Source organism: Streptomyces sp. NBC_00669 (assembly GCF_036226785.1).
In the GTDB taxonomy this organism is placed as follows: Bacteria; Actinomycetota; Actinomycetes; order Streptomycetales; family Streptomycetaceae; genus Actinacidiphila.
The window spans coordinates 4,325,822-4,348,956 of the sequence record NZ_CP109018.1 but is presented as its reverse complement, the minus strand read 5'-3'; the positions used below and the strand labels follow the sequence as shown (position 1 = coordinate 4,348,956).

Annotated in this window: 18 protein-coding genes; 4 read left to right on the top strand and 14 right to left on the bottom strand. The window is 75.1% G+C overall.

Annotated elements, in window-relative coordinates; translation table 11 throughout:
* Positions 1-159: 159 nt before the first annotated feature.
* A complete protein-coding gene (locus OG896_RS17915; RefSeq protein ID WP_329366655.1) occupies positions 160-1,359 on the top strand; it encodes an MFS transporter in 1,200 nt (399 codons plus the stop codon).
* A 187-nt stretch (positions 1,360-1,546) separates the two neighbouring features.
* Here the strand turns inward: OG896_RS17915 and OG896_RS17910 are convergent, their stop codons facing one another.
* The 12 genes from OG896_RS17910 to OG896_RS17855 form a co-directional block, all read right to left on the bottom strand.
* Positions 1,547-3,289 (bottom strand): NADase-type glycan-binding domain-containing protein, encoded by a 1,743-nt coding sequence (locus tag OG896_RS17910; protein WP_329366652.1) that lies wholly within the window; start codon positions 3,287-3,289, stop codon positions 1,547-1,549.
* Positions 3,270-3,794, bottom strand: coding sequence for a phage tail protein (locus tag OG896_RS17905; RefSeq protein WP_329374100.1), 525 nt, complete (start codon positions 3,792-3,794; stop codon positions 3,270-3,272). Before OG896_RS17905 ends, OG896_RS17910 begins: the two co-directional genes overlap by 20 nt.
* Before the next feature lie 83 nt (positions 3,795-3,877).
* Positions 3,878-5,836 (bottom strand): putative baseplate assembly protein, encoded by a 1,959-nt coding sequence (locus OG896_RS17900; RefSeq protein WP_329366650.1) that lies wholly within the window; start codon positions 5,834-5,836, stop codon positions 3,878-3,880.
* A complete protein-coding gene (locus OG896_RS17895) occupies positions 5,836-6,336 on the bottom strand; it encodes a GPW/gp25 family protein (protein ID WP_329366648.1) in 501 nt (166 codons plus the stop codon). Before OG896_RS17895 ends, OG896_RS17900 begins: the two co-directional genes overlap by 1 nt.
* On the bottom strand, positions 6,336-8,237 hold the full coding sequence (locus OG896_RS17890; protein ID WP_329366646.1) for a VgrG-related protein: 1,902 nt from the start codon (positions 8,235-8,237) through the stop codon (positions 6,336-6,338). The genes OG896_RS17895 and OG896_RS17890 overlap by 1 nt, the downstream gene beginning before the upstream one ends.
* Entirely contained in the window at positions 8,234-8,959 is a 726-nt protein-coding gene (locus tag OG896_RS17885) for a CIS tube protein (protein ID WP_328467050.1), read from the bottom strand. Before OG896_RS17885 ends, OG896_RS17890 begins: the two co-directional genes overlap by 4 nt.
* A complete protein-coding gene (locus OG896_RS17880; RefSeq protein WP_328467052.1) occupies positions 8,960-9,397 on the bottom strand; it encodes a phage tail protein in 438 nt (145 codons plus the stop codon).
* A gap of 109 nt (positions 9,398-9,506) precedes the next feature.
* Positions 9,507-13,079, bottom strand: a complete 3,573-nt coding sequence (locus OG896_RS17875; protein WP_329366643.1) for a hypothetical protein — start codon at positions 13,077-13,079, stop codon at positions 9,507-9,509.
* Positions 13,080-13,145: 66 nt separating this feature from the next.
* A complete protein-coding gene (locus OG896_RS17870) occupies positions 13,146-13,304 on the bottom strand; it encodes a DUF6760 family protein (protein WP_328467055.1) in 159 nt (52 codons plus the stop codon).
* Positions 13,301-13,810 (bottom strand): hypothetical protein, encoded by a 510-nt coding sequence (locus OG896_RS17865; RefSeq protein ID WP_328467057.1) that lies wholly within the window; start codon positions 13,808-13,810, stop codon positions 13,301-13,303. The genes OG896_RS17870 and OG896_RS17865 overlap by 4 nt, the downstream gene beginning before the upstream one ends.
* Positions 13,810-14,253 (bottom strand): phage tail protein, encoded by a 444-nt coding sequence (locus OG896_RS17860; protein WP_329366641.1) that lies wholly within the window; start codon positions 14,251-14,253, stop codon positions 13,810-13,812. The genes OG896_RS17865 and OG896_RS17860 overlap by 1 nt, the downstream gene beginning before the upstream one ends.
* Positions 14,254-14,338: 85 nt before the next feature.
* The gene (locus tag OG896_RS17855) at positions 14,339-15,952 is read right to left on the bottom strand and encodes a phage tail sheath subtilisin-like domain-containing protein (protein WP_329366639.1); all 1,614 of its coding nucleotides are present in this window, start codon (positions 15,950-15,952) and stop codon (positions 14,339-14,341) included.
* A 388-nt stretch (positions 15,953-16,340) separates the two neighbouring features.
* Between OG896_RS17855 and OG896_RS17850 the strand changes: the two genes are divergently transcribed.
* The 3 genes from OG896_RS17850 to OG896_RS17840 all read left to right on the top strand — a co-directional run bounded on the left by OG896_RS17850 (position 16,341) and on the right by OG896_RS17840 (position 20,016).
* The gene (locus OG896_RS17850) at positions 16,341-17,918 is read left to right on the top strand and encodes an eCIS core domain-containing protein (protein WP_402442370.1); all 1,578 of its coding nucleotides are present in this window, start codon (positions 16,341-16,343) and stop codon (positions 17,916-17,918) included.
* 95 nt (positions 17,919-18,013) lie between these two features.
* A complete protein-coding gene (locus OG896_RS17845) occupies positions 18,014-18,520 on the top strand; it encodes a hypothetical protein (protein WP_329366637.1) in 507 nt (168 codons plus the stop codon).
* 107 nt (positions 18,521-18,627) lie between these two features.
* Positions 18,628-20,016: a COG1470 family protein gene (locus OG896_RS17840; protein ID WP_329366635.1), complete on the top strand. Its 1,389-nt coding sequence runs from the start codon at positions 18,628-18,630 to the stop codon at positions 20,014-20,016.
* Between the two features lie 81 nt (positions 20,017-20,097).
* Here OG896_RS17840 and OG896_RS17835 read toward each other — a convergent pair whose 3' ends face one another.
* Complete coding sequence (locus OG896_RS17835) at positions 20,098-22,368, bottom strand: ATP-binding protein (RefSeq protein ID WP_443057073.1); 2,271 nt, start codon at positions 22,366-22,368, stop codon at positions 20,098-20,100.
* Positions 22,365-23,024, bottom strand: a complete 660-nt coding sequence (locus OG896_RS17830; protein WP_329366633.1) for a DUF4255 domain-containing protein — start codon at positions 23,022-23,024, stop codon at positions 22,365-22,367. Before OG896_RS17830 ends, OG896_RS17835 begins: the two co-directional genes overlap by 4 nt.
* Between the last annotated feature and the right edge of the window lie 111 nt (positions 23,025-23,135).

Here is a 23,135-nt window from a genome sequence, read left to right as displayed (position 1 = left end):
GTCCGGCCGACGATCTTCACGCCGACTCAAGGAACAACCATGCAGGCGGATTACGACAGGGATGTTGCGTGAACATGGCGGCATCCCCGGCACCCGTCCGCGGCGCGCGGGCGGTGGCGGCGACGGCCCTGGCGCCGGGCGCGGGCCTAGGTTGTGAGCATGACGACCCCCGGCGCCGGAGCGCGCCCCGTCCGGCCCTGGTACGCCCTGGCCGCCGTGGTGTTCGCGGTGGGCATGGCGGGGACCACCCTGCCGACGCCGCTGTACGGGCTCTACCGTCAGCAACTCGGGTTCTCCGAGTTCATGGTGACCGTGGTCTTCGCCGTCTACGCCTGCGGGGTGATCACCGCGCTGCTGATCGCCGGCGACTTCTCCGACCTGCTGGGCCGCCGTCCGGTGCTGCTGGCCGGGCTCGGCTTCTCCGCGCTGAGCGCGGTGTGCTTCGTGTCCGAGGGCGGGCTGCCGCTGCTGTTCGTCGGGCGGCTGCTGTCGGGCTTCTCGGCCGGCCTGTTCAGCGGCGCCGGCACCGCCGCGGTCACCGAACTGGCCGCGCCCGCCCAGCGCGGGCGGGCCGCGCTCGCCGCGACGGCCGCCAACATGGGCGGGCTGGGCTGCGGGCCGATGCTCGCCGGGGTGCTGGCGCAGTACGCGCCCTACCCGCTGCGGCTGCCGTACCTGGTCCACCTGGGCCTGCTCGCCGTCAGCTGCGCGATCGTCTGGCGGCTGCCGGAGACGGTGCGCCGCCGCGATCCGCGGCCCCGGCTGCGCCCGCAGGGCATGGCGGTGCCGGCCCAGGTGCGGGGTGTCTTCGCGCCCGCCGCGCTCGCCGCGTTCGCCGGGTTCTCCGTGCTGGGCCTGTTCACCGCGGTCGCCCCGTCGTTCGTCGCCGAGTACCTGGGCGTGCACAACCTCGCGGTCTCGGGGGCGGTGGTGCTGTCTGTCTTCCTCGCCTCGATGGTCGGGCAGTCGCTGATGGGCCGGTTCGGCGCCGCGCGCTCCCTGCCGCTCGGCTGCCTGGTGCTGATGGCGGGTCTGGTGCTGATCGGCTGCTCGCTGCTGGCGGAGTCGCTGGGCCTGCTCGTCGCGGGCGCGGTGGTCAGCGGTGTCGGCCAGGGCCTGGCGTTCCGCGGCGCGGTGGCCACGGTGAGCCGGGTCGCGCCCGCGGAGCAGCGCGGCGCGACGATCTCGGCGCTGTTCGTCGCCGCCTACGTCGGGATCGCGCTGCCGGTGGTGGGCATCGGCGCGGTGGCGGTGGGGGTGGGACTGCGCAGCGCCGGCCTGATCTTCGTGGCGTGCGTGATCGCGATGTCGGGCACCGTGGCGGCGTATCTGCTGCGCAGGCCGCTGCCGTCGCAGTGACGGTGCGCGGCCGGTGGGCCGGCGGGCCGGAGGGTGCGTGGCCGGTGGGTGCTGTGGCCGGTGGGCCGGACGGCGCGCGTACGGGCGGGGGCGGGTGCGCGGACGTCGGTGGTCCCGGGCGGCGGCTGGCGCGCGGACGGGCCCGGCCCCCGGGCGGGGGGCGGGCCCGTCGGCTTGCGGGCGGCCGTCAGTTGGAGTGCTTCGGGCCGAAGAACTCGATCTCGGCGATGGCCACTTGCTTCTTCTTGTCGATGCCGTAGGAGGAGCGCACGGTGAACCGGACCGAGGTGACCTTCGTGGCGCGGAAGGAGACGGTCTGGCCGCCGCTGCCCTGGTCGAGGGTGATGTGGCGGACGATGGTGCGGCCGTCGGCGGTGGTGACGGTGACGTCGAGCTGGTGCGGCTCCGCGGACTTCTGCAGGTCGGCCGGCTGGGTCGACTCACCCGGGGTGATGACGAGGTCCAGCAGGTGCACCGGCTGGATGAACTTCGCCTCCAGCCACTCCCCGGCCCCGGACTCCGAGATGCCCGGCCCCCACCAGGTGTTGTTGTACTCGTCGAACGCCAGCTTCGGCCCGTGGCCCGGGTAGGAGTGCGACGCCGACATGGAGTCGGGGACGACCGAGGCCCGCTTGGCGAAGTGGTCCTGCGTCGCCCGCACCCCGTCGTCGATGTGCATCGCGCCCACCACCACCAGCGCGGCGGCGCCCGCGCCGACCAGCCAGGTCACCACCCGGCCCAGGTTGCGGCCCAGCCGCGGCCGGTCCCCGGCCCACGGGGTCTCCCGCCGGCGGAAGAAGTCCAGCAGCCGCCGCCACCACGGCCGGCGGACCAGGTCGTCCTGCGGCCGCCCCGACATCGGCATCGCGCAGCGCCGGCAGAAGTGCCGTTCCACGCGGTTGCCGGTCTGGCACCAGGGGCAGCCCGCCGGGCCGTCGTCGTCGGGCAGTTCGCCGGGCGTACGGACCAGGGGCCGCGCCGCGACCGGACGGCCGGGCATGACCGCGCCCACCGACGGGGCCGCCGCCGGCCGCTGCTGCGGGTCGGCGACCGGGATGAGCAGGGCACGGGCCCGCTCCTCGGCGGAGGGCGACTGCGGCGGTTGCTGGGGCTGCGGCGGTTGCTGTGCCTGCGGGTACTGCGGGTACTGCGAGTCGGTGGCGGGCGGTTGCGCCTGCGGGTACTGCGGGTCGGTGGCGGGCGGTTGCGCCTGCGGGTACTGCGGGTCGGTGGCGGGCGGCTGCTCCAGGGTGTCTTCCATGGGGTCCGTACGGGCACCCGGACCATCTGGACCTGGACCTGGGCCCGGGCCCGGGACGCCCGCACCCGCACCCGCGTCCGGGGCCGGCCCGGCGGCCGCGGCCTGCCACTCGGCGACCGGGGGCTGCCCCTGCCGTGGCACCTCGCCCCACGACTCCTGGCCGCCACCCGTCCCGCCGATCGGCGCCGCGGACTTGGCGCCCGGGTCCTCGATCACGTCCTGTCCCGCGCCGCCGCCGAAGCCGCGGCCGCCGGTCCCCTCGCCCGCGCGCGGCGGCATCGGCCCCGCGCCCTCGGCTCCCGGACGGCCCGCGCCCGCGCCCGAACCCGCGCCGGACCCCGGCGGGGCGTACGGCGAGCCGCCGCCGGAGGACGGCGGCGGGAAGCCGCCGGCGCCCGCCGCACCCGCGCCCTCGCTCGCCGCCGGCGGCAGCGGTCCCGCGCCCGCGCCGGCTCCCGCCGCGGCGGGAGCCGGCGCGGGACCGGCCGCCGCGCTCAGCGGCGCCTCGGACGGGCGCCGCGCGGAGCTTGCGGCCGGCGGCTCCGCCCAGCCGAGCACTGCCCCGCACCCGTCGCAGAACGACTGGTCGGGACCCGCTTGCGTGCCGCACTCCGCGCAGGTCCGCGCCCGCGGCCGGGGCGGCTCGGCGTCATAGCTTCGTCCGGTCACCTTCGGAGGTCCTTTCAACCGCGGTCACCTGGACCGTGTAGGGCATGTGAGCGGGGCGGGCCGCCGCGACGAGGCGGTCCAGCCGCACCTGGTCGGAGGGGTGCGGGTCGGGCAGCCGTATGGAGATGTGCAGGTGCGGGCGGCGCTCGCCGGGCACCGGGCCGAGGGGCCTGGCGTTCCAGGCCACGGCGCCGCTCTCGCTGATCTCGGGCTCCACGCCGAAGGCGAGCCGTACCACCTCGGCCAGGCCGCGCCGGGTGCCGCGGATGCGGTGCAGGTGCGCGGCGGCGGCGACGGCCCGGCGCAGCGCGGCGATGTCCTCCACGCCGTCGGTCTCCGCGCCCACCCAGTCACCGAGCCAGCGGGTGAAGTCCGCGGGCGCCAGCGACGGCGCGAAGTACGAGTCCAGGCAGTCCAGCACGTTGTGGATCGGGGCGAGCACCTCGTCGAGCCCGGCGACGAAGCGCTGGGCGAGGTCGTCCTCGGCGAAGACGGCGGGCAGCATCGCCCCCAGCGGCGAGGACGAGCCGAGCCCGTCGATCGAGCCGCGCCCGCCGGGCGCCACCTGCCCCAGGTCCGCCGCCGCGGTCACTCCTGGCCCCCGATCACGCGCACCCGGTGGTCGAAGGAGAAGACCAGGGACGGCGGTTCGAGGTCGATCCGCTCGGTCGGGTCGCCGCGCTTGCCGGTGAGCGGGTCGGCCGGGTGCAGCAGCACCTGGTCGACGAGTTCCACGCCCGGCACCCGCTGCAGCACCGCGAAGACCTCGCCGGCCTGCACCGGGCGGCCGAAGGCCCAACCGGTGCCGCGGGCCCCGCCGGTGAGCGGGTCCAGGTGGCGGTAGAGGGCGTCGTGCGCGCGCTGCCTGACCAGTTCGGTGTCGGTGCCGCGGAAGGCGTGCAGCGTGGCCACCACGGTCACGCCCTGGTAGTAGGGCGGGCCGACCGCGAGCCGGGTGCCGATCAGCCGCCGGTCGTCGAGGTAGTCGGTGATCCGCTCCAGCAGGGCGTCGTCCGGGACGAGTTGCTCGAACCGCAGCCGCCCGCCGGGGTCGGTGACCGCCTGCGGGACGACCAGCACCCGCACCGCGTGGGCGCCGTGCTCGTCGGGGTCGGCGGCCAGGCAGGTGATGCGGGCGGTCTCGGGCGCGGCGCGCCGGGCCAATTCCTCGTAGTCCCGCAAGGTCACCGCGCGGTCCTGGGCGCGCAGGGTGATCGGGGCGCGGGCCTTGGCCTCCTCGACGGTCTCGCTGTCCACCCCGCCCTTGGCGGCCTCGCGGTTGACCACCTCGGCGACGTACGGGACGGAGTTGCGCAGCACCTGGATGGCGCCGCGCGCGACGTTCCCGGCCCGGCCGCCGCCGGTGCGGTAGCGGCGGACCCGGATCGCGGCACCCATCGGCGGCACCGCGCCGTACTGCCGCAGGCTGCCGTCGGGTTCGCGGACGGCGGGGCCGAAGGCGATCTCCCCGGTGGCCGCGTCGAGCGTGACGTGCCGGTCGTACGGGCCGGACGCGGCGAAGTGCCCGACGGCCTCCCAGTCGGTCCAGCCGTTGTCCCCCGCGACCTGCAGCAGCAGCGCGGGCACGTCGCCGACCACGGGGGAGTGCGCCAGCCGCAGCCGCTGGCCGGGCAGCCCGGTGGACTCGCCCAGCACCTCGTCGCGGACCGTCTCGGCGTGCACGACGCCGGTGGTGCCGCCGATGGTGAACGCCTCGACCGACCGGACGGTGGGCGAGGTGGTGTAGAAGGGCTGGCCGGCCAGCGGCTCGGTGACCCGGCAGCGCAGCCAACCCGCCTCGCGCCGCCCGGTCCTGGACAGCGTGTGGCCGCCGGGGACGTGCAGCACCACCTCGCCGGGCCGGTTGAGGCCGCCGGTGCCGTCCCGGTCGACCTCGCAGGGAGTCCAGCCGTCCGCGGTCCACGCCTCCCAGACCAGCGGCGGCTGCCGCGGGTCCACGCCGACACCGTCGACCCGGCTGTCCAGGGTCAGCGCGACCGCGCAGTGCGGGACGGCGGAGCTCAGGCCCAGCAGCATGCAGTCACCGGGGCGCGGCGACTCGCTGAAGCACATCAGGTCGCCGCCCTCGGCGAGGTCCGAGGTGCGGTCCACCGCGGCCTTCTCGCCGTGCTGCACCACCAGGTACTCCAACTCGCACGGCACCACGGTGAGTTCGGCCTCGGTGGCGAAGACCACCGCTTCCTCGCTCTCGGTGCGGGCGGTGGCGACCTCGGTGCCGGTGGGCAGCCGGACCGGCTCGCCCACCGGCGCGGACAGCCAGAACGTCACGTCGGTGCGGGCGGCCGTCGGCGGGAACAGGGTGATCCCGATCAGGTCGAGGAAGGCGAGGTGGTTCTTCTCCGGCACCCGGTTGAGCCGGTAGACCACCTGGTCGGCCATGTGGGCGACCGTCTCGACCAGGGTGATGCCGGGGTCGGAGACGTTGTGGTCGGTCCACTCGGGGGCGCGCTGCTGGATGTAGCGCTTGGCGTCGTCCACGAACTGCTGGAAGCGGCGGTCGTCGAGGTTGGGCGAGGGCAGGGCCATCAGCGGTCGCTTTCGGGGGCCGGCCGGGAGTCCGCGGACGACCCGCCAGGGAAGTCGGCGGAACCGGGGAAGCCGGCGGAACTGGACGAATCGGGCAGGTCGGGGTAGTCGTGCGAGGGGATGGTGTAGAACGGGAAGACCAGGCTGCGCGGGTTGTTGGTGCCCCGCACCGAGTAGCGCACGTCGATGTAGAGCACGCCCTGGCCGTCCCCCGCGGTGACCTCGACGTCCTCCACCTCGATCCGCGGCTCCCAGCGGTCCAGACTGGCATACACCTCGTGCTGGATTCGACCGGCGGTCGCCTCGTTGACGGGCGCGAAGACCATGTCGTGGATGGCGCAGCCGAACTCGGGCCGCATCGGCCGCTCGCCCGGCGCGGTGGCGAGCACCAGCCGCATCGCCTCCTCGACCTCCTGCTGCCCGCTGACCATGGCGATGCCGCCGCCCGGGCCGATCCGCAGCGGGAACGCCCAGCCGGTACCGACGAATTGCTCTGCCATCACACCACCGGCATCCCGTTGGCGGTGACCACACCCAGCAGCATGACACTGGTGCCGTCCACCGTGACGTCCAGCGGCGAGCTGAGCATGAGCGCGCCCTCGCCGGACACTGTCGTGACGCCCACCGCGTTCAGCTCCAGCGCGGCCAGCGCGTTGATGGCGACCGCACCCAGCGAGCGGGCACTGATGGTGGACGCCTCGATGTTGAGCACCCCGCCGCTCTTGAGCGACAGGTTCCCGCCCGCCTTCAGCGACAGGCTCCCGCCCGCCTCTATCGACACCGACCGGGTGCCCTTGATGCTCACCGAGCCCTTGCTGTCCACGGTGATCTCGGTGCGGGTGCGGTCCAGGTTGACCACCAGCCGGTTGTCGCCGGAGCTCAGCCGCACCCCGCGCTTGCCGCCGGTCCGCTGGTCGAGCAGGTCCAGCCGGTTGCCGCTGCGGTCGGCCAGCGTGTGCCGCACGGCCTTGCCGGACGTCCCGTCGTACGGCGGGACGTCCACGGTGCCGGGCTTGTCCTTGCCGTTGTAGAGCCCGCCGATCACGAACGGGTGGTCCAGGGCGCCGCGGTCGAAGCTCACCAGCACCTCGTCGCCGACGTCCGGGCCGATCAGCCCGCCGCCGCTGGTCCCGCCGAACTGCACGGTCCTGGTCCAGTCGCTGACGTAGGTGTCGTCGAGCCACGGGAACCGCAGCTTGACCCGGCCCTGCTTGAGCGGGTCCTTGATGTCGGTGACCAGGGCGTTGGCGACCCCCGGCAGCCTTGCGGCGCCCGCGCCGCCGCCGGACCCGCCGGACCCGCCGGAGGCGAGCCCGTACAGCGAGCGCCACTGCCGGCCGCTGACGGTCAGCCAGGTCTCGTAGTGCCGGCCCTCGCCGAAGGTGTGGCGGGCGGCGGTCACCGTGTATTTGCCCTCGAAGGGCGTGCCGACGTCGGCGAGGGCGACCGGGACGCCGGGCCGCAGCTTCGGGTTCCCGTGGACGGTCACCTCCAGCTCGGCGAACGAGCCGGTGACGTCGGCGGCCAGCGAGTCGGCGGCGTTCTTCACCTCGCCCTGCTTGTCGTACGGGATGTCGGTCTCGACGAGCGTCGCGGTCCCGAACGCGGCGACCGCCGCGGCCGGGCTGGTGCCGATCCTGATGCCGGGGTTGTCCGCGGCCGTGGACCGCCCGACCAGGTCGCGCTTGGTCGTCACGTCCCAGCCGCGCGCCTCGACCCGGGCCACCTGGTCGGCGGAGGTCACCGCCGCCCGGCAGCGCAGGATGTCGACGCCGGCCTCCAGGACGTACGGGCTCTTGTCGCTCGGCGTGCTCACCGGGGGAGCGCCCGACGCCGGGTCGGGCTTGACGAACTGGAACTTCCCCTTGGAGCTCAGGGACATCACCATGTCGTTCTCGTCCGCGAGCCGGTTCAGGAAGTCCCAGTCGGTGACGTTGGCCTGGGTGATGAACTCGTAGAGCGTGCTGGTGGACTGGACCTGGCCGATCGGGACCTTGTCCTGGCCGGCCAGCTTGCGGGCGATGTCCGAGGCGGTCATGTTGCGGTAGGCGACCACCCGGCGCTGGCGCAGCATCCGGTGCCCGAGGTCGTAGCCGCGGATCACGCTGAACGTGCCGGTGCCGTCGTAGTCCGTCTCCAGGCCGGTGATCTCGCCGGTGAGCAGCGGGGACTGCGCGCCCTGGCCGTCGGAGACCGGCGCCAGCACCACGTCCGCGCCGATCTTGGCGCCCGCCTCGCCGAGCAGCTTCCGCTTCGGGTCGCGGAAGGTGAGCTGGAACGCGCCGGGCACCCCCACGCCGAAGTCCACCCAGCCGCCGACCAGCAGCGTGGCGTGGTACGGCAGCAGCGGCCGGCCGGCGATGGTGACGTGCAGGACGTTGGAGTAGCCGATCTTGGTCATCGCAGGCCGACCTCCTCGGCTGCCGGCAGGATGAGTTCGGTGCCCGGCACCAGCTGGGTCGGGTCGTCGATGTCGTTGCTCTCGGCGATCGCCCGCCAGACGGTGGCGTCGCCGTACTCCCGCCAGGCCAGGAACTGGAGCGAGTCGCCGGCCACCACCCGGTGCACCCGGCGGGCGGTGAGCGCGCCGGAGGTCGGGTTCTGGCCGAGGGTGTTGCTCGGGATCTCGTTCAGCTGGAGCCGGCAGGTGGCCCGGATCGGCACGCCGGTGGTGCCGAAGAGGGTGTACGACGCGTCCACCGAGCTGACGTACGCGGTGAACCGGGCGGTGGAGAACGACCCCCACTGGAAGACCACCCACGGCGTCGAGGGCTGCTTCGCCTCGATGCTCGCGGAGGTCACCTCGCAGCAGGAGAAGAGCGCCTCCACGTTCTTGCGCACGTCGTTGCTGTTCGGGTCGTCGGAGCGGTCCAGGAAGACCTCGACCGACAGCTCGCGCGGCTCGGGCCCCATGAACTCCGGTACCGCGCCGTCCCGCACGGCGGCGGTCGGCGTGGTCTTCCACTGCGCGCGCCGGCTGAGCGACAGCTCCGAGGGGTTGAAGTCGAAGTCGAAGGTCTTGATCAGCCCGCCGGGTGTGGTGCTGTAGCCGATCGGCGCCTGGTGGATGGCGAGCGAGGCCCGTACCAGGCTCTTGCCCGCGCCGCCGCTGCTGCTCGCCATCTACGCCGCCCCCGCGTCCGTGAAGCCGTGGTGCGCGATCTCCAGCACCTCGGTGGCCACCGACGGGCTCGACGGGTCGAGCGACGGGCCGCGCCAGCTCACCGGCAGCACGTCGATCAGCCCCCAGCGGGCGACGATCGAGCCGTCCGCGCGCAGCGCGGCGATCTGCGCGGTGGGCCGGGTCACCCCGGTGGTGATGGACGTGATCCAGGCCGCCACCTTGGAGGTGTCCTTGGTGAGCGGCCGGGTGAGCGTGATGTTCGAGAACGTCACGCGGGAGGGCAGGTTCCACACGAAGCCGTTGTTGCCGCCCTCCTGGTGCTGGTGGATCTCGACGGAGGAGCTGAGTCCCTCGCAGCCGTTGAACGTGCCCAGGTTCTCGCCGTCGATGGTCAGGTTGAAGAAGATGGTGGAGCCGGGGTCAAGGTCGCTGGCCATCGATCACTGCCTTTCTGCGGACGAGTCGGGTGGGCCCGGGGTGCGGGCCGAAGTGGCGCGGGCGGGCGGATGGGTCGGCCCGGCGGGGGCCGCCCGCCGGGCGGCGCGGTCAGCGGCGGGAGTCACGCAACCTGCCGATCCGCTCCCGGTCCAGCCGCAGTTCGGTGCGCAGCAGCCGGGTCAGCGGGCCGATCAGCCGGTGCGTCAACTCGTCCACCTGGCCGTCGGAGAGCGTGCGGGCGTCGAAGTCGGCGCCGCCCGCGGCGTCGTTGCCGCCGCTCCCGCTGTTCCCGCCGTTCCCGCGGGGCGGGTTGGTGCGGCGGGTGTCGTAACGGCTGTACGCGGGTGGCGGGTCGGCCGGTGGTTTGGCGGCGCGGGAGCCGCCGCTGCTTCCGCCGTCGTCCCGGCCCACCGTGACGGGTGTGACCCGCGCCTCGGCGGTGCGCTGCGGGGAGACGAACTTCGTCATCCGCGAGGCGAGCGACGGTGTGGCGGGTGCGCGCTGCACCGGCAGCTCCGCGGCGGACGTGGAGGTGACCGGGGCGAGGGAGACGGCGGCCTGCGCCGAGGTCGGGACCGCCTGGTGCACGGCGGTCTGTACGGCGGTCTGTACGGCGGCCGGTACGCCGCCGGTGGCCGTGCCGGCCGCTACGGGCGCGAGCACCGCGCGCTGCACCGGCAACTGCCCGGTGGGCGCGCCGGATACGCCGACCGCGGGCGTCGCGGGCCGTACGGCGGGGAACGCCTCGGCGACGCCGTTCAGCGGCAGCGCGTCGGTGCCGTGCCGGACCGGTCCTGTGCTGTCGGGGCGTACGTCCGGGCTCGGCGCGGGTGCGGGCGCGGGAACCGGCGCGTGGAGCGCGGCGGTCGGCGCGGCCCCGGGGACCGCCATGCGCTGCACGGCGGGGAGCGGGTGCGCGGAGCGGGCCGCCGGCGGGTTGCCGGTCACCGGGGTCAGCGGCGCGGCGGTGCCGAGGGGTGCGGTGGCGAGCGGTCCGGCCATCGAGCGCTGGACGAATCCGGGCCCGGCCGTGGTCGCGGCCGTGGACATGGTCGCGGGCGCCGGGCGTACGGGTGCGGGTGCGGGTGCCGGCACGGATGCGGGTACGGGGGCGGCGGGCGGAACGGCTCCGGTCGCCGGGGCCGGCCCTCCGGCCGCGGTACGGAGCTGCACCGGCGCGGTGGCCGGCTGCGCGACGGCCGCCGTCCCCAACGGGTTCGCGCCGGACGGCTGTTGGGGAGACGGCTGGGGGCGGGGCGCGGACGCTTCGGGGTGCCCGGTGGGGCGTAGGGGCACCGCCGCCGGTGTGGCGGGCTGCCGGGGGCCCGTGGCCGCCACGGGCCGCAGGGTCGTCCGCACCGGACGTGCGGACGCCAACGGCCTTGCGGCCACCGCGCGTTGCACGGGGGCCGGAGAGGAGGCGGGGGCCGCTGCCGCCGTGGTCGCCGTGGCCGCCGCGCGGTCGCCGTCGGAGGGCGGGACCGGTGCACCGGCGGTGCCCGTGGCGCTGTTCTGGCCGACGGGGGTGGCCGTGCCGCGCGGCACGGGAGCCGGGCCGGCCGGGACGCTTGCCGAACCGGCCGACGGGGAGGGCGCGTTCGGCGGGCTCGGCGTGTTCGGCGCGGCGGACGCGCGCTGGACGGGAGCGGCGGGCGACTGGCTCACGGGGGGAGCGCCGCCGGGCGAACGGTCCGGTGCGGAGGGCGGGTTCGAGGCCGCCGAGGGCTGCGGGAACGGCACCGCGGTCTGCGGGCGCGTCGGCGTACCGGCCGGGGCGCCGGGAGCGGCCGGGGCGGCCGGCGCAACCGGTACGGCCGGGGTGCTGCCGGACGGTCCCGCAACGCCCCTGCTGACAGCGGAGGTTGCACCCGCCTGCGGGGCGGACGGCCGGACCGCTGCCGAGGCGGCGGACCTCTGTACCGCGCGTCCGGTGAGCGGCGCCGCGCCGGGCGGCGGCGCGGACATAGGGGCGCCGAGCAGCGGCCGTTGCCGGGGGGCCGAGCCGCCCGGGGTGGTGGCGGGCCGCGATCCCGTGCTGCCCGAGGGCGCGGCCGGGCCGGCCACCGGACCGGTGGCCGCCCGCTGGACGGGAGCCGCCGCGGCGGGACCCGCGGCCTGCCCGGGAGAAGGCACGGGTGCGCCGAGCCCGGCGGACGGGGTCGTCGGGTCAGCGGCCGGGCGCTGGACGGCGCCGGGTCCGGCGGGTGCCGCACCCGCACCCGCACCCGCACCCGCACCCGCTCCCGCAGGCGCGGCCGACGGGCCGGGGGGCACGGACGGCCCGTCGGCCCCGCGCGGCGCGGAGACCGGAAGCGCCGAAGTCGTGCCCTGGGCCGAGGACATGGGCGCCCCGAGCCCGGTCGCCGGGGGCACCGGACCCGCCGGGGTCGTGCCGCTCGTCGGGGTCGCCGGGTTCGCCGGGTTCGCCGGGGGCACCGCACGGCGCTGAACGGCCGCGGGAGCAGCGGGCGTCGCCCCGGGCGCGGCCGAGCCCGCGGGTGGCGTACCCGGGCCGGCCGGTCGTACGGGTACGGGTACGGGTACCGACGTGGAACCGCCGGTGCCCGCCGAACTCCGTCCGGTCGGCGGCCCGATCGGGCTCTGCCGCACGGGAGCGGGGCTCGCCGGGGGAGTGGCGGCGGACGTCCGCCGCTGGACCTGGGCCACCGGGTGCACGGGGGCGGGTCCCTGGAGGGGCGCGCCGAGTCCGCCGGTGCGGCCGGCGCCGCCCTGCGCGGGCGCGGCCGTCCGCTGAACGGGGGCCACCGGAAGGGAAGTCGAGGCGTTCTGGGGCGCGCCGGCGTCGGGCGCCGCGAGGGGCGCCGTACGGGCCGGGGCGCTGTCACCGCCGGGCGTACCGCGGCCCGGGAGCGGGCCGGCGGCGGCGCCCTCGCGCTCCACCTGCCGCTGGACCGGCGCAGGGGCAGGCGCGGGTGCCGGTCCGGGGGGCGTGCCCCCGCCCGGTCCGCCGAACCCGCCTGATCCGCCGGGGCTGTTGCCGCCCGGCTCCCCGCCCGTTCCGCCGGCGGACCCGCCACCGGCCGGCCCGGTGGACGTGGTGGGGGCGGTGGGGGCGTTGACCGGTGCGACCGGCGCGCTCGGCGCCGGGGTGACGGTCGGAAGCGCGCGTCGCGCCACCTGCGGGGCCGGCGCCCTGGTCAGCGCGGTGGGCGCGGGCGGCCTGGACACCAGCGGCACCACGCGGGGCCCGGTGGCCTGGGCCGCCGACACCGCGCGCTGCACCGCGGGTCCGGCCGCCGGCTCCGCCGGGACGTCGCCGCTGCCGCGGTCGCCGACCACGGCGACCGGCAGGGCGACCGGCGGCTGGCCGGTGCGGTGCACGGCGGCCGGCGCCGGGGTGAGCACGTCGCGGATCAGCCCGGTCGGCGCGTCGTCGAGCACGACGTGCGCCAACTCCCCGGTGAAGGAGGGGTTCTGCCAGGCCGAGAGCGTGCCGCCGAAGTCCGCGGCCGCGATGGTGTGCCGGGACGGGTGCGCGCTCGCCCGCTGGATCGGCGGCAGCGCGGACCAGCCGGGCGGCCCGCTCGGCCGCACGGCGGCGGTACCGGCGGCCGGAGCCGGCCCGGCACCGTGCACGGAGCCCGACGCGGCGCCCGGGGCAGCGCCCGGCCCCGCCTCGGTCGCCGCGCTGCCGTCCGGCTGCGCGCCACCTGTCTGCATACGTCCGCGTGCGCGGGCCCGTGGGGCCCACCGGTCAAGGATTCCCATGGCCGTAACCCCGTCCTCTCACCGTTCTGCCGTGGCACGCGTGACGAGCGAGGCGATCTGCTCGGCGTACTGACGGCGGTCGCGGTGTTCGAGGTCCAGGATGTCCTCCAGGCTCCAGTGGAAGTGGTAGGCGATGTACGCGATCTCCTCGTGCACCCGGTCGGTCGCGTACGTCACGATTCCCCCAGGCGGCTCCCGCCGAGCTCGACCTCGAACGGCTGCTCGCAGTGCGGACAGGTCACGCCGGCCCTGGTGTGGCCCTCGGCGTTGATCTGGCGGTAGAAGTCCTGGAGGAAGGCGAGGTCGGAGGCGAACATGTTCTCCACCACGCCGTCGTGCATGTGCGGCACCGTACCGAGCCGGGTGATCACCCGGCCCAGCAGCACCACGGAAAGGTACGCCGGGTTCTCCTGCACCCGCAGGTCCCGCAGCGGGATCAGCTCGTCCCGCGCGGTCGCCAGGCGCATCACCCCGTCGCGGTGCACCGCGCCCGACTCGTCGACGTAGCCGCGGGGCAGCTCGAAGGCGAACTCGGTGCGCAACTGCCTCCGTACGGGGGCCGGTTCGGTGACCGGCGCGGACAGGGCGGTGGCCGACGCCGACGGCGCCGCGGCGGTCACGGGGACCGCCGTGGCGTCGTCGGACAGGGGGCCGCCTGACCTGGAAGCCGTTCCTCGGCGCATTACTCCATGATCATTTCTTCGTAGGTGATCGTCACGGTCTCGGTCAGCGCCGAGGCCTCACCGGCCTTCACCGTGCTCGCCGAGATCTTGCTGCACCACGCCTGACGCAGGTGGTACCGCTTCACCGGGTTGTTCATGTAGTCCATCACCAGGATGCTGGCGTTCTTGCGGGCCGAACCCATGTCGCCGCGGACCGACGAGTTGATCCAGTCGTTGAACGCCTTGGACTGGGTCATGCCGCGCACGACGGTCGCTTCGCCGGCCTTCTTCACGCCGGGCATCTTCTTGGTGACCGGCTGTCCGTTCGCCGACACCTGCTGGTACTCGATGACGTCCTGCTGCATGTCCAGGCCGTTGACCTCCTGGAGGTACTCGACCATCACCCCGTCGATCTGCAGGCCGAAATTGTGTGAGGTGAGCGCATCACCTGGCTGGAGACTCATGGCCGCTTTTCCTTCGCGTCGCGCTGCTCGTACGTCATGCCGTGCTGGTCCTGCCGCTGCTGGTCGTGGTCATCCCTGGCCACGGTCACTCCTCCAACTCGCCCGCGCCGCTGGAGAACTGGGCGAGCCGGAAGATCACGAACTCCGCGGGCTTCACCGGGGAGACGCCGATCTCGCAGATCACCCGGCCGAGGTCCACCGACTCCGGCGGGTTGGTCTCGGCGTCGCACTTCACGTAGTAGGCGTCGTCCGGCTGGCCGCCGAACAGCGCGCCGCCGCGCCACTCGGTGACCAGGAAGGCCGAGATGTTGCGCCTGATCCGGGCCCACAGCGCCTGGTCGTTGGGCTCGAAGACGACCCACTGGGTGCCGGCCAGGATCGACTCTTCGAGGTAGTTGAAGTACCGGCGGATGTTCAGGTAGCGCCAGGCCGGGTCGGAGGACAGGGTGCGCGCACCCCAGACCCTGATGCCGCGGCCGGGGAAGGAGCGGATGCAGTTGATGCCAAGCGGGTTGAGCAGGTCCTGCTCGCCGCGGGTGATCTGCATCTCCAGGTCCACCGCGCCGCGCACCACCTCGTTGGCGGGCGCCTTGTGCACGCCGCGCTCGAAGTCGTTGCGGGCCCAGATGCCCGCCACGTGGCCGCTCGGCGGGACCAGCCGGGTCTGGCCGCCGGCCGGGTCGAAGACCTTGATCCACGGGTAGTACAGCGCCGCGTACTTGGAGTCGTAGTTGGACGTCTCCTGGCGCCACACGCGGATCTCCCGCGCGTTGAGCCCGGGCGGCGGGTCGATGATCGCCAGCCGGTCGCCCATCAGCTCGCAGTGCGCGATCAGGCCGAGCTGGACGGCCTTGACGGACTCCAGGTCGATCGCGCCGCGCTGGTAGGCCGCCATCAGGTCGGGGACGGCGACCATGGAGATCTCGTCCACCGCCTCGAGGCCGCCGAAGCCGGTGCGGTCGGCGCTGTCGCCGAGGTACTCGCCGACACCGATCGTCTCGCCGGAGTCGGAACCCGCCGGTCCGGTGGTCGCGGGGACCGAGGCCGGAGCGGCGAGCGCCACGGTCTGGTTCTCCGGACGGACCAGCTGGCCGGAGGCGGCCGCCTCCTTGACGGTGATGAGCTTGGAGCGCTCCTTCACCTGGGTGACGACGTAGTTGCGGTTGCCGCGCTTGGCGGTCACGTCGAAGGTCTCGACGGTCTTGTCGCCGTCCTTGACGAGCAGCCGGAAGCGCTCGGCGGGGCCTTCGCCCTCGGCGTCCGCGACCTCGACGCTGAGCGGACCGGCCTCGCCGGGCGCGAGCGCCGCGACCTTGAAGGTGCCGAGCGTGGTGTCCTCGCCGGCGGTCAGGGCGGCCGGGCCGGCGCCACCGCCGGCAACGGCGGCCGGCTGCTTGCCGGTGACGCCCGCTGCCTGGCCCGACACTCCGCCGGTCTCGCCGCCTACCCGGACGACGTAGGCCGCGGAGCCTCCGTTGTTGAAGAAGCCGTAGACCGAGTGCGCGAGGAAGTAGCCGTCGGTGAACTCACCGAAGGACGCGACGTACTGCGTCCAGTTGGTCACCAGGGTCGGCTCGTTGAGCGGACCGGTGGGCGCCAGACCGACGAAGGCGGCAACCGATGTGCCCACCCCCTCGATCGGGCGGGAACCGCTGGCCACTTCCTCCACGTAGACGCCCGGCGACAGATACGACGGCATGCGCTGATCTCCTCGGGGTACGAGAAAAGGGTCGACTCTTACCCTCGCTCGCCCGGCCCGTGACCGAAACGTCCTGCGGTGCCTTTCCGGGGGCAGTTCCGCTGCCCCCGAGGGCAGCGCGCCGCTGCCGGGGTCGGGCCGTGCCTGCCGTCTTCGCGCCGCGACGCCCCGGCGCCCGCCCGACTCGTCACCGTATGTCCACGCATGGCGGGACCCGCGCCGGTGCCCGGCGGCACGCGGGGTGCCCCCGCGGGCGGTTCGCCGGTCCTCGGGGGCGGGTGGCGCGCTTGGTGCGCGTGAGGTCTGCCCCCGGGAGTGCCCCCGTAGTCCTTGCGCCGGGCCCGGAGTTCGCCGTAGGCAGGGAGGGTCAGCCACGGAGAGGGCGGTCATGCGCGCGCACGACAAGGTCGACGAGGTGTCCGCGGCCGGGCGTTCCCGGCCTTCCGCGCTGCCGCGCCCGGCGGTCGCCGGGCCGCGCCCGGCACCCGGCACGAGCGCCGCCGGACTCCTGGCCCTGCAGCGCGCCGTGGGCAACTCCGCGGTGGCCCGCATGCTCCAGGACGACGGGCACGGGCACCCGCACGGCGCGGACGGCGGGCGCGGCCCGGCCGTCCAGCGCTCCGCGGTGCACAGCGTGCTGCGCGGCTCCGGCCGCGCGCTGGCCGCCCCGCTGCGCGCCGAGATGGAGGCGCGGCTCGGCGCCGACTTCGGCGACGTGCGCGTCCACGACGACAGCGCCGCCCGGCGCTCGGCGGCGGAGCTGGGCGCCCGCGCCTACACCTCGGGCAACCACGTGGTGGTCGGCGACGGCGGCGCCGACAAGCGCACGCTCGCCCACGAACTCACCCACGTCATCCAGCAGCGCACCGGCCCCGTCGCCGGCACGCCCACCGGGGACGGGCTGCGGGTCAGCGACCCGGGCGACGCGTACGAGCGGGCCGCGGAGCGCAACGCCGAGCGGGCGATGTCGGCGCCGGTCCCGGTGCGGACCGCGCCGGAGCGGGCGGGCACGGCCCAGGGCGCCGGGCCCGCGCCCGAGTTGACCGGCACCCCCGCCATCCAGCGGGTCGCGGTGCCGACCGCCGAGCCCAACCGCAGCGGGATCACGGTGACGCGCGGCGGCGGCCGCACCGAGTCGATAGAGATGCTGAACAGCGGGAGCCTGACCGGCTCCCCGCCCTCCCAGGACCCGTTCGGCTTCGACTACATCCGGGCGCTGAGGCTGACCAACTTCTGGATTCGCTTCCACCTGGTCAACAACATCGCCGGCGGCATCGGAACCGCCGACAACCTCGTGCCCGCCTCGAAGCGCGACAACTCGACCTACGAGCGCGGCATCGAGGCCGACCTGAAGTCCACCGTCGCCCAGGTGCGGGCGACCAACCGGACGGTGCGGCGCGGGCAGCAGAAGGACTACGTCTACTTCGGCGTCGACGTCCACTACGCCCGCCCGCCGTCGCGCCGGCCGCAGGGCATGTCACAGCGGCAGTACGACGCGGCCGGGGACTTCGTGGACGGCCTGACGATCCACCACCGCGTGTACGACGGGGCGAACAGGATGTGGACGGTCCACCACGACGGGACGTACTTCCCCTTCCAGGACCGCCAGCCCACCGACCCCGGCACGCACGTGCGGATCTCCCAGCTGGACCTGGCGGACCTGCGGCGCTACACCGGCAACCACCGCGGTTGGAACGCCGACGACCTGGACTTCCTCAACGACCTCGGCGGCCCCCGGCGGGGGGAGTTCGAGAGCCTCATCGACCACTACGGCGCCACCGGCCCGGCCGAGTCCGTGCTGCACGCCTTCCACCACATCCCGTTCTCGCTCCCGCGGGTGAGCTCCCGCACCGGGCGGGCCACCGCCCAGCCGACCACCTTCGCCGACCGGATGGGTCCCGGCGCCGACCGGGCGCTGCAGTACTTGGCGCTAGCGATCTCCGGCGGGTCCATCACCATCCGCTGAGCACCGGCCCGTAGGGTCCGGGCTCCAGGTGCCGGCCGGCCGAGGGAGCGCCGCGGCCGGACGGACGGCAGGGACGACCCAGGAGGAGGACCGCCATGTCCGATCTGTGGCACGCGAGCGTGCGCCACGTCGACGGCGACGCGGTGGAACTGCTGTGCGCCGCGGTGCACCCGGATGCCGGGTCGCCGTCCGCCACCAAGCCGTTCGTGCTGCGGCTGCTGGCGGACGCCGCTCCCGTCTGGCCGGGCGCGGAGGAGCTGGTGGGCGGCATCGACCTCAACGGCGTTGACCCGTACGGCACCGACGTGGAGCCGGCCCGCCGCGCCCGTCTCGTGCTGGCGCGGGTCGCGGTGAGCGACGGGCGGAACGTCCCGTTCGACGAGGCCGCCGCCCGGCGGCGGATCGAGGACGGGCTGCGCGAGCGCGGCCTGTCGCCCGACGACGCGGCCGGCTGGAACGCCGCGTTCGGCGCGGAGTGGGGCGAGTTGTGGCAGGACCCCGACCGGGTGCCGTCCTGGGTGCTGCACGTCCGGTTCGCGGACCCGGCCGCGCTCGCGGGGCTGCGGCCCGGCCTGGCGTGGGACTCGGCCGCCTACGGCTGAACGGTCCCGCGCCCGCCCCTCGGGGGCAACTCCCCCCGCCCGCACGGACACCAGCCCTGCCTCGCGGTCCGCTGCCGGCCCGGGGCCCGGCACCGTAGCGTCGGGGTGTGAGCCTTTGGACCTCCCTCGAACCCCCGTCCGCCACGGTCGACCCGGGCAGCGCCACGACCGTACGGTTGCGCCTGCGCAACACCGGCGACGTCGTGGACGAGTACCGCTTCATGCCGGTCGGTGACCTCGCTCCGTACATCACGGTCGAGCCGCCGCTGCTGCGGCTCTACCCGGGCACCGTGGACACCGTCCATCTCACCATCGCGCCGCCGCGCACCCCGGACGCCGTCGCCGGGCCCAACCCGTACGGCGTCCAGATCGTGCCCACCGAGAATCCCGAGGCCACCACGGTCCCGGAGGGCAACATCACCATCACGCCCTTCACCGAGGTGCGGGCCGAGCTGGTGCCGCACACCGTCAAGGGCCGCTTCCGGGGCCGCTCCAAGCTCGCGGTGGACAACCTCGGCAACACGAAGCTGACCGCCTCGATCGTCGGCGCCGACAACGGCGACCAGGTCTCGTACGAGATCCACCCGGCCAACGTGCAGATCGAGCCCGGCCGGGCCGCGTTCGTCAAGACCACTCTCAAGCCGCGCCGGATCGCCTGGTTCGGGCGCAAGGAGAACCGCCCCTTCCGGCTGGCGGTCCAGCGCTCGGGCGCCAACCCGCTCGACGTCGACGGGACGTACGTGCAGCGCGGGGTGCTGCCCCGCTTCCTGGCCACCTTCCTCGGGCTGATGGTCGGGCTCGTGATCGCCGCGGTCGCGCTGTGGTTCGCCTATAAGCCGCAGGTGGCCAGCCTCGCGGGGGAGAAGGTCCAGCAGGCGGCCGCGAGCACCCTGCCCACCCCGGCGGCGCCGGTGACGCCGCCGCCGACCACCAGCCCCGCGCAGACGACGCCCCCGGCGTCGCCCGCCGGATCGTCGGGCGGGTCCGGGGGCGGTGGCGAGCCGAAGAAGAAGAAGGCACCGCCGGCCACGGCGGCGACCGCGGTGCAGAAGCTCGCCGCGAGCGATCCGGGCGGCCGGCACATCTGCTACCGCGTCTACGTCGGCGACAAGGGCTGGAGCAAGCCCTCCTGCGACGGCGTCACGGCGGGTTCGACGGACGACGACGCCGGTGCCATCGAGTCCATCAACATCGCGGTCGCCGGGATCGCCAGCGGTTCCGCCAACGCGTTCCGCGAGGACGGCGGGTGGAAGGCACCGTGGCAGGGCGCGATCGCCGGTGCCGACATCTACGTGGGCACCACCGGCAAGGACATCCGGCTGTCCGGCTTCGCCGTCGGCGTCAAGACGGGTGAGGTGTGCCGGAACGCCTTCCTGCACAAGGGCGGGTGGGGCGGCCAGGGATGCAACGACCCCGCCCAGAGCAAGCAGGACTGGATCTTCGGCGGTACCACGGACATGACGAATTCGCTCGAGGCCATCAGGATCACGGTCTGAGCGGTCGGCTGCCTTCGCCGGCCGGTCGCCGCGTGCGCCGGCCGGCCGGCTGATCGCGCCGCCGACCGGCGAACCCGGGCGTCACCACTCGCCGTTGTCGTCCAGCACCAGCCGGCCCGCCTTGCGGTACTCGCGCTGCGCCCCCGCCAGCAGGTCCGCGGTGCCCACCGGGGCGCCGCGGCCGGCGGCGGCGTACGCGGCGGTGACCACCGCGCTGCGGATCGAACCGCCGGCCAGCTCGAACTGCCGTGCCACCGCGTCCGGTTCGATGTCGTCGGCGCACGGCACGTGGGCCAGGCTGTGCCGCCACAGCGCCAGCCGCTGGGCCGGGTCGGGGAACGGGAAGTCGACCACCATGTCCAGCCGCCGGGTGAACGCGTCGTCCACGTTGGCCCGCAGGTTCGTGGTGAGCAGCGCGATGCCGTCGAAGGACTCCAGCCGCTGGAGCAGGTAGGCGCTCTCCATGTTGGCGTAGCGGTCGTGCGCGTCCTTCACCTCCGACCGCTTGCCGAACACCGAGTCGGCCTCGTCGAAGAGGAGCACCGCGTCGGTGCGGTCGGCCTCGGTGAAGACGCGCTCCAGGTTCTTCTCGGTCTCGCCGACGTACTTGTCGACGATCGAGGAGAGCTGCACCACGTAGAGGTCCAGGCCGAGTTCGGCGGCGACCACCTCGGCCGAGAGCGTCTTGCCGGTGCCGGAGCCGCCCGCGAAGAGCGCCAGCACGCCCCGGCCGCGACCGCCCCCGGCGCTCAACCGCCAGTCCCCGAGCACCTGGTCGCGGTGGCGCGCGCGCATGGCCAGCTCGCGCAGTTGGGCGAGCGGACCGTCCGGCAGCACCAGGTCGTCCCAGCCGACGGCGGGCCTGATCCGGCGGGCGTGGCGTTCGAGGCCGGACGCGGACTGCTGCCGCGCGGCGAGCCGCAGGTGCCCGGCGGACAGCGGGGTGCCGTCGAACTCGGCCAGCTCGCGGGCGACTCGGGCGACCCGGCGGATGCGGTCGCCGCCGAGCCGGTACGGCGCGACGACCGGCGCCAGGTCGAAGCCGGCGGCCTCGACGGCTTCGACGGCCCCGATCTCCTTGCCGGCCTCGGTGGTCGCCGCACCGGCCTCGGTGGTCGCCGCACCGGACCCGGTGGTCGGCGCACCGGACCCGGAACCGGAGCCGGCCCCGCCGTCCGTGCCGGGGCCGGTCGTGCCGAGCGCCGCCGTCCAGGTGTCGAGGTCGCCGGCCCGCTGCCGGGGCGCGTCGAGCACGAGCGGGTCGCGATCTGCCCACTGCGGGTCGTACGGCCGGGTGCCCGTCATGATCACGGTGACGTCGTCGACCGCCAGGGCGCGGACGAGCGCGGCGGCGGCGCCGGGCTCGTCCGGTACGGGGGCGACCAGGACCGCGTGGCCGCGCAGCCGTGCCTCGCGCAGCAGTTGGGGAAGCGCGGCGGTGGCCGCGGCTCCGCGGTCGGGCCCGTGGCCGGCGGGGTCGTCGCCCCGGCCGTCGTCGCCGGGGGCGGGGGAGTGGCCCGCGGGGGTGAAGTGCAGGGCGGGCAGCGCGGCAGCGCCGAGCGCGGCGGCGGCGCAGGCGATGCCGTCGCCCTCGCGCTGCTCGCGCAGGTAGACCGTGGCCGGGCCGGTCGCGAGGCGTTTGGCGAGCCGTTCCACCAGCGGGTCGTCCGCTGCGGCCGGCCGGCCGAGCGGCCGGACCTGGCCGGCGAGCGCGGGGTCGGGGGTGTCATCGCCGACGAGGTGGGCGGCGACCCGGTCCGGGACCCGCAACGACCGGCTGAGGAAGGGGCGTTCGCCCTCCTCGACCACGATCAGGCCGAGCGCGGCCAGCGGTGCCGACGGGTGGAAGCGGGCGCGGCCCTCGGCGCGGTGCGCGGGCACCCCGCACAGGTCGAGCGCGAGGCCGATGGTCGCCCGGCGGCGGCTGACGTCGTCGTTGAGGTAGCCGTAGAGCGGTTCGAAGGTGCGGTCGAGGTCGGGGGCGAGCACGGTGAGCAGGATGCGGGCGTCCAGCGCGGACAGGCCGAGCCGGGCGGCGAGTTGGTGCAGCCGGTCGCCGTCGGACCCGTCGTCGAACGCGACGCCGAACGCGCCGTCGGACCCGTCGCCGAACGCGCTGCCCTCCTCCGCCGCGGCCGGGCGCAGCAGATGCCGTACCGCTTCGTCGGTCAGGTACAGGCCGCGCAGCGGGTCGGCGGCGGTCGGGTCGGAGGCGCTGCGGTGCTCCACGAGCAGGGCGACCCGGTCGCGCAGCCGGCCGAGCCTGCGGACCAGGGCGTCCGAGTCCGGGTCCGGGTCCGTGCCAGTGCCGGAGTTGGTGGCCGTGCCGGTGGCGGGTATCGCGGCGGTCACTCGGCCGCGCCCGGGGCCGCGTCCTTGCGGTCGGCGAGGTGGCGCGGGCGGTGGTAGCGCTCGGCGGAGCCTTCGAGGGTGCCGTCGGTGCCGCGCACCCGCACGCCCGCGCCTTCGGTGACCGGCGGCCCGGCGTCGTACTCGGGGTAGGCCGGGAAGGGCGCGGTGACCGTGACGTCCAGCGACGGCTTGAGTTCGCCGCCGAGCGCCGACCAGATCTCGGCGAACGAACGGGAGTCGGTCTGGGAGCCGGCGACGGTGAGCGGGACGGTCAGCCCGAGCGCGGCCAGCGCGCCCGTCAACTCCTCGGGCGGCAGCACCTCGTGGGGCAGCAGGGTGGACAGCACAGCGGAGAGCAGGCGGTGTTCGTCCTGCGGCTGCTTGGTCCAGGCGGTGACCAGGTAGGACAACCGGTACCAGCGCGGCGGTTGGCGCCGGCGCAGCACGATGCCCCGCTCGTCGCGGACCGCGACCGCGCCCCGCTCCCGCCGGGCGACGTCCTCGCGGATGTCGTAGAGATAGGCGTCGATGGTCGGCGCGTTGCGCCGGGCGGCCCAGTCGCGGGTCGGTGCCTCGAAGGCGATGTCGACACCGGTTCCGGCCAGGGCGCCGCCGGAGAGCAGCCCCCTGAGGACTTCGTCCACCTCGTGTATCACGGTCGAGCCCTTCGCTGTGCACGGTGGGTTGCGTACTCGTACGTCGACGAGTCGGCCCGGCCGTCCGGTGGCCGGGTGGACCGGTGACCGGGGTGGCCGCCGGGCGGTTCG